At 37.2% G+C, this 6926-nt stretch carries 8 protein-coding genes and 1 riboswitch; of the genes, 1 reads left to right on the top strand and 7 read right to left on the bottom strand.

What is annotated here, in order from left to right; translation table 11 throughout:
• From P0N36_RS14245 to P0N36_RS14220, 6 genes are all read right to left on the bottom strand, one after another.
• Positions 1-682: cytochrome c biogenesis CcdA family protein (locus P0N36_RS14245; RefSeq protein WP_275843528.1), on the bottom strand; the 682-nt coding region annotated here is incomplete at its 3' end.
• Between the two features lie 199 nt (positions 683-881).
• Complete coding sequence (locus P0N36_RS14240; protein ID WP_275843526.1) at positions 882-1658, bottom strand: hypothetical protein; 777 nt, start codon at positions 1656-1658, stop codon at positions 882-884.
• Positions 1655-2569: an ABC transporter ATP-binding protein gene (locus P0N36_RS14235; RefSeq protein WP_275843525.1), complete on the bottom strand. Its 915-nt coding sequence runs from the start codon at positions 2567-2569 to the stop codon at positions 1655-1657. The genes P0N36_RS14240 and P0N36_RS14235 overlap by 4 nt, the downstream gene beginning before the upstream one ends.
• Positions 2566-2778, bottom strand: a complete 213-nt coding sequence (locus P0N36_RS14230; RefSeq protein WP_275843524.1) for a PLD nuclease N-terminal domain-containing protein — start codon at positions 2776-2778, stop codon at positions 2566-2568. Before P0N36_RS14230 ends, P0N36_RS14235 begins: the two co-directional genes overlap by 4 nt.
• A gap of 235 nt (positions 2779-3013) precedes the next feature.
• Entirely contained in the window at positions 3014-4189 is a 1176-nt protein-coding gene (locus P0N36_RS14225) for an aminotransferase class I/II-fold pyridoxal phosphate-dependent enzyme (protein ID WP_275843523.1), read from the bottom strand.
• Positions 4190-4218: 29 nt separating this feature from the next.
• Positions 4219-4719, bottom strand: coding sequence for a response regulator transcription factor (locus tag P0N36_RS14220; protein ID WP_275843522.1), 501 nt, complete (start codon positions 4717-4719; stop codon positions 4219-4221).
• Positions 4720-5030: 311 nt separating this feature from the next.
• Here P0N36_RS14220 and P0N36_RS14215 point away from each other — a divergent pair, with 311 nt between their 5' ends.
• On the top strand, positions 5031-5777 hold the full coding sequence (locus P0N36_RS14215) for a hypothetical protein (RefSeq protein WP_275843521.1): 747 nt from the start codon (positions 5031-5033) through the stop codon (positions 5775-5777).
• A gap of 254 nt (positions 5778-6031) precedes the next feature.
• Here the strand turns inward: P0N36_RS14215 and thiT are convergent, their stop codons facing one another.
• Positions 6032-6706 (bottom strand): energy-coupled thiamine transporter ThiT, encoded by a 675-nt coding sequence (gene thiT, locus P0N36_RS14210; RefSeq protein WP_275843520.1) that lies wholly within the window; start codon positions 6704-6706, stop codon positions 6032-6034.
• Positions 6707-6762: 56 nt separating this feature from the next.
• Positions 6763-6862: riboswitch (TPP riboswitch) on the bottom strand.
• Between the last annotated feature and the right edge of the window lie 64 nt (positions 6863-6926).

Raw genomic sequence — 6926 nt, 5'->3', positions numbered from 1 at the left:
ATATGTTCAATATGTGTACTTGGTTTGTAAGCATAAGTATGCCCATGGTCATCATAATCAGACCTGCTACCATTTTAATCCATTTAAAATACTTATAGACTGCCTTAAACTTTTTAACAAAAAAACCTACCATGAACGCTGATAATAAAAACATAACTGCAAATCCTAGAGAATAGACCAACATTAACCCACCGGCAAGTACATAATTTTCTTTAAAGGCTGCCATAAATAGTATAGAAGCGATGATTGGACCATTACATGGTGTCCATCCAAAACTGAAAGTTATACCCAGTAAAAATGATTTGATAACACTCGGTGCATACGTTTTGTAACTAATTCTTTTTTCTCTCTCCATAAAACCGAGTTGTAGCCCGAAAATAAAATACAAGCCAAATAATATAAGTAAAGCCCCACCTGCCATACGAAGAACATCGCTATAGGTTGTGAAAATACCATATATAGCTTTCGCACCAAAGCCAAGTAAAATATTAAGGGCTGTCAAACCTAAAACAAAAGCAAGAGCATTGGTCATTAACTTCCTATGAATCTTCGGATCTTCCAATGAAGTAAAAGCTTCACCTGCCAAATAGCCAAAATATACAGGTAACAAAGGCAATACACAAGGCGTAAAGAAAGTTAACACACCACTGGTAAAAGCAACAAAAAATGATACATCTCCCACGCCATCACACCTTTCTAAATTTAATGAATTTCATTATAATATATAGATATAGTAATGTAAAGTTAAATAAGTATGAACAAAGCGACTATGTCGCGTTTTGCTTGCAAATTGTTCACGGCGGGAAATGTCCTTGACGCATTCAGCTATGTTTCTAAGCTGAATGATTGAGTATGACTTTCCTAGAGTGTGAACAAGGGCTCTATCTTTCATTCCATTCCTTGTTTTCAAGTCTTATGAGCGTTATTTTACTAATTACAAAAACCATTATTAGGAATAGGGCTAATGTGATGCCTAGATTTTGATCCGCCTGATTGTTCAGTATACCTTGTGCGCCTATTAATAATCCGGAGGGTAAGTAAGTATGCAACTTGAAATAACTACCTATAAAATAGATGAACAAGGAAAACCCTAAGGTCATAAATCCGGTTCCAATCGCGTTCTTTATGAAGGTCCCAAATAGCATCGCTAAGCTCAACAAGAAAATCATATATCCTCCGTATAGCAAACCTATAACAAGAACAGGCCATAAACCAATATCAAAAGAGAATAATATGCCTGCATATAAGTAACTGATAACCATGCCTAACGTAGACGCAAGAATCAAAAAAACACTAAAAACCAGTAGCTTTGAACCCACTATAGACAATAACTTTTTCCCAGAACATATAGGTAGAACCAATGTATTTTCTTTAATTTCCTGAGCCAATAGACCACTTAATGCAAATACAACAATTATGGTGCCAATTTCAAACAAATCACTCATATACCCCAATAGGGCGCCCTTCTGACTCATATCTATCATTTGACTAATGGATGCTTCATTCATACCTTGAAACTGATTGTGCAGCAACTGAGGTAATATATACTTCATCATAATCGGTGTTAGTATTGCAAAAAATAAAAAGCTTGCTATTATGACTAAAAACCTACTTGTTCTTATGCCCATTCTTAATTCTTTAATGATGTCTGATTTCATAAACCATGAACCTCCTTAATAAAAATATCCTCTAAAGTAGGTTTCCTTCTACTCACCCCTACTATTTTAAGGTTATTATCTATTAATATTTGCATTAAAGTTAGGATAGATTCATGACCGTCTTCCATTTTAATAACCATGACTTGCTCTTTTATTTCTGTGCTAAGCACCCCTATACTGCTTTTAATGCACTTTTGAGCTTCTTCCGTTATCTTCTCTTCAAAAGTCACATCATATACGGGTTGTAAGTGACTATGTTCTAAGTCTTTCAATGATTTTTCCAGAACCATCCTACCTGATGCGATGATACCGATTCTATCGCATACCCGTTCTACATCATTTAGTATGTGAGAAGAGAATAATACGGTCTTGCCCATATCTTTAAGTCCTTTGATTAAATGTAGGACATCATTTCTACCTTGAGGATCTAAAGCAGATGATGGTTCATCCAATATTAATAGACCAGGATCATGTAAGATTGCACTACAAATGCCAAGCCTCTGCTTCATGCCTCTTGAAAAAGTACCAACCCTTCTATGCTTATCTTTATCAAGTCCACCCCATTCTAATATTTCCTGAATCCTTCCTGGTTTGATTCTATGCGTCCCACTGTCACCTAAGTAAGTTAAAGTCTCACAGGCACTAAGCCATGGGTAGAATTTGGGATCTTCCGGTAAGTATCCCAGGTCCAAATCACTTGCTTGGATAATATCTGAAACTTTGATACCACCAACCAAACATTCTCCACTTGTGGGCTTTGATAAGCCCGCCAGTATATTCATAGTGGTTGATTTTCCTGCACCATTTTTTCCTATGAAACCATAGATTTCACCTTGTCTAACATTCAGATTCAATCCTTGTAATGCTTCAAAATGTTTAAAACTTTTCTTCAAACCTTCGACTTCTATCATGATGCATCTCGCTTTCTACCAACGATCAAAAATGTAATTGGCCCAATCAAGTTAATAAAAATACAAATTGCAAGCCAAGCCCACTTATTAAGATTTTCTACCCCTTCTTTCATGATTTTTATAACACAGTAGATGGTTAGTCCCATTTGTATGGCTAGTAGCGGAAGTAGCATGATGATCATTTCTCCTGTTAATTCGATTGTATTCATTTTTTTCCTCCATTTGATTTGTTTTATTGAACTCGTTGAAACACTCATAACTCTGTATTGCCTGTAAAAGTTCAACTATATAGTTTTAACTCTTTAACCATCTATAGTATATCGCCCTAAGCAGTCATTTAAGAAGTCACCAGCGTCATATGACCGGTCATAAAAAAAGAAACCAATTCAATAATAGAATGGTTTCTTTTTATGATCTTATGAACAATGCTTAAAGTATCAAAGCTTATTTGAGCGCTTTTAGGATACCACTTTCTTCAACAGCTTTGATGGCTTGCCTGAGCACTTCTTCATTTTGAACCAGAGCCAACCTGACATACCCTTCACCTGAAGGTCCAAAGGCACTTCCTGGTGTTACTATGAGACCTGTTTTCTTAACAAGGTCCATTGCAAATTCTGACGAAGTTCTGTAGTGTGACGGAATGCTTGCCCACACGAACATGGTTGCCTCCGGTTTATCCATCATCCAACCTATCCTTGTAAAACCTTCACACACGACGTCACGCCGACTCTGATAGATTGACCTAGTAACTTCTACACATTGCTGCTCTCCTGTTATGGCTGCAATCGCAGCTCTTTGAACCGGTAAAAACATGCCATAGTCTATGTTTGATTTAAGTCGTTTCATTCTTGAGACAACTGCAGCATTACCTACGCAAAACCCAATGCGTGCGCCTGCCATTCCATAGGTCTTTGAAAGAGAATTGAATTCAACCCCAACTTCTCTGGCACCTTCAAAGGCTAAAAAACTACCTGCTTTTTTATCGTCAAAGACCAGTTCGCTATAAGCATTATCGTGTACGATGATTAAATCATTCTGACGGGCAAAAGCAATCAGGTCCTTATAAAACCAATCCGGTGCCATGGCCGTTGTCGGGTTATTGGGATAAGATACCAGAATCATTTTAGCCCTTTTAAGGACTTCTTTGGGAATAGAATTAAGCTGTATGATGTAGTTATGTTCCTTCTTTTGAGGCATGTAATAGACTTCTGCTCCGGCCAAGATCGGACCATCTGCAAAGACCGGATAACAAGGGTCCGGTACCAGTACAACATCGCCTTCATCCACAACACATAAAGATATATGGGCCAAACCTTCTTGGGAACCTAGTAAAGAACATATCTCCGTCTTAGGATCTAGTTCAACATCGTACCTTTTTTTATACCACTTTGCGACAGCTTCCAGTAAGTTTTCTTTGTCATTAATTGCATAAATATATTGGGTCTCATCATCAATACCTTGTCTTAGAGCCTCCCTAATATGTTCTGCAGGTGGGATATTGGGTGTCCCCACACTCAAGTCAACGACAAACTCTCCAGCCTCTGTCCTCTGTTTTTTCACTTCAAGCAACTGGGTAAAAATACTCTCCCCAAATTGGTCCATTCTTTTTGCAAATCTCATGATTAAGCTCCTTAACTCTATTTAATAGCCTATTTTTTCAAGGCAATGATGGCATTGGCACGATTGGCAACTTCAAGCTTCATATAAATTTGACTCACATAGTTTTTGACCGTACCAAGGGACAGGTAAAGTGCTTCTGCTATTTCACGATTGTCTTTACCTTGAACCATCCACTCAATAATTTCTAGTTCTCTTGGTTTAAAGTCCTCTATACTAATACCTAATGACATTGTTCTTTGTGACACATCACGATGTCTATTTTTGTTGTCTTCTACTAGCCGATTTGTTATTTTGGCTGCTACCGCACCGGGTAATATAATGTTACCCGATAAACTGTCTCTAATCGCTTGAATAAGCTTTTCCCTACCGATATCTTTTAAAAGGTATCCGGATGCACCATAGGTCATCGCCTTAATAATATAATCATCCTCGTCAAAAGTGGTGAGAATGATGACGACAATGTCGCTGTTATATGCTTTAATCTGTCGTGTGGCTTCCACACCATCCATTTGAGGCATTCTAATGTCCATAAGTATAACATCCGGTATAAACAGCTTGTATGGATACTTGCATAATTACGCCCGGTATAATGATAGGCATAAAATCGTTAACAGACATAAAGCCTCCTGTTTTATAATGGATTTAGAATTATTTCGCTTTCTGCTCTTTTAGATTATATCATTTTTTACCTAATATTTATAGTCTTGTTCATTATTGCTTGATGTTCTTTTCCTAATATTTCATTTATGTTATACATCTAATGATAAGATTGACATTTGCCGATTATATGTTTAGCATATAATAGAGGCTTTATACTTTTTAACTATCTTGGAGGCGAATTATGACAGAGGATAATAAACATTCGAATGGCAAATTAAAACTATTTTTAACTGTGGCTATGATTATTGTATTGGTCTTAGCGATTGCTTATGTCTTTGATCAAGGTGAAACACCTTCAAATTCGTCCGATAAAACATTAACAAAGTCTCTGGATGCCGAAAGTACGGAGAATGGTGCTTCTTATGGTAACACTGATAACTTAACTAAGGACATAACTGAATCTTCCGAAGCTATAGATCCTACAGAACTTAACGAACCTAATGAAAGTACGATGCCTATCATTAATGATCCTCTTGAAAATGAGTTTCGTCTCATTACACATAAGAAAACTTCTTTAGGTATTATGAGCTGGGATGATCAAATCAGTATTCCTGATATCCTAGGTGACCATCAAACTGAGATTGTCGAGACCATAGGTCAAGGTGGAGATACTTTTGAAGGTTCTAAGCTAAAAACTATAGAGTATGAAGGATTAACGGTTATACTCTTATCACCCAAAGATAATGGAAAAACATATTATGTTATGAGAATGGACATAACCAATAACCTATACGAAACCTACCGTGGTATCAAAGTCGGTGATTCATTTCAAAGACTTGAAAATACTTATCCTGAAATTGAGCAGGTCGAAACCGGTGATACACTTCAAGATACCTATCGATTTACAGATCATAGTTATCGTTATATTGAGTTTATAATTGTTGATGATCTTGTGGCTTTTATAGAGATTGGTATGGAATTGCAATAAATGTCTCGTGAATTGAGGTTCCATGAAAACCCTTCCACAGTGTGTATAATTACGGTCTCCAATTGGTGCATGGATGTAGGAACAAGAGGCCGTTGTAGCTAATCCACGGATGGGTTTTCATAGGACAACTTGAAAAAAACCAAAAAAGTAGTAACCTTAGATTTCCATCCATGGTTACTACTTCGTTAAGAAACTAGGGACTACCAATCATAGGTTGTCCTTTTTTGTTAATTTGTCGTTATTTTGCTAATATCCTAAGATATGGCTGACTTTTTAATCTGATTAAAGGCTTGCAGGACACTCGGAACCAATAGTACAATCGCTGTCACAAAACCTTCTACACCAGTATAAGAAAAGTTATACCAAAATGAATATAGAATCGTGTTCCAACCTTCCGGTGTGTACTCGGCAAAGAAGATAATACCTGATAAAAAGTGAAAAAAGAACCTACCCATAACACCTATGGCCAATCCTTTGACCAAACCGTGCTTTGAGCCTGCAAAGATACCGGATAAGCCTAATGCACCAAAGGCCAGAGGATAATCCAATACGAGCTGAACCGGGTGCATGACCCAACCACCAAAGACCAATTGTAGAAGTCCATAAACAATACCAGCCAGTACCCCTTGTCTAACACCATAGAAATAACCGATGACAACAATGAAGAACATACTAAATAAGGTTATAGACCCACCTTGTGGCAAGGCAAAAAGCTTAATCTGTGATAAGACCATGGCCAGTGCAATGGCTACCCCTGAATAAGCCAAGGGCTTAATCTTATGCTCTGAATCACCTTCCTTGTTAACCAAAATAAGTGCCAGCAGTAATAATAAAACTGCCAATACAATGATGATGAGCTTACCCATATCGGATTCAATAATGAGTTGAAGATCACCTGTTGCCCATGCTTCTTTGAATCTTTCGAACATAAAAAAACCTCCTAACGAAATTATCGTAGGCGGTATTAACTGAATGCTATGATGATACTACTCAAGCACTGCTTTCCTACGCCAGCATGATCTGGTTCAGGTATGAGGGTCAGTTAATACTATCTCAGCCGTGTGACGGCTCCCCTAGCGATTTGCTCTATTAGCATACTGCTTTTCTGTTTATCTGTCAAGATGATTTAAGTATTAATAAAAAACTTTA

The sequence above is a fragment of the Petrocella sp. FN5 genome (assembly GCF_029210395.1).
Lineage (GTDB): Bacteria > Bacillota > Clostridia > Lachnospirales > Vallitaleaceae > Petrocella.
This window is presented reverse-complemented; position numbering and strand designations above follow the sequence as displayed.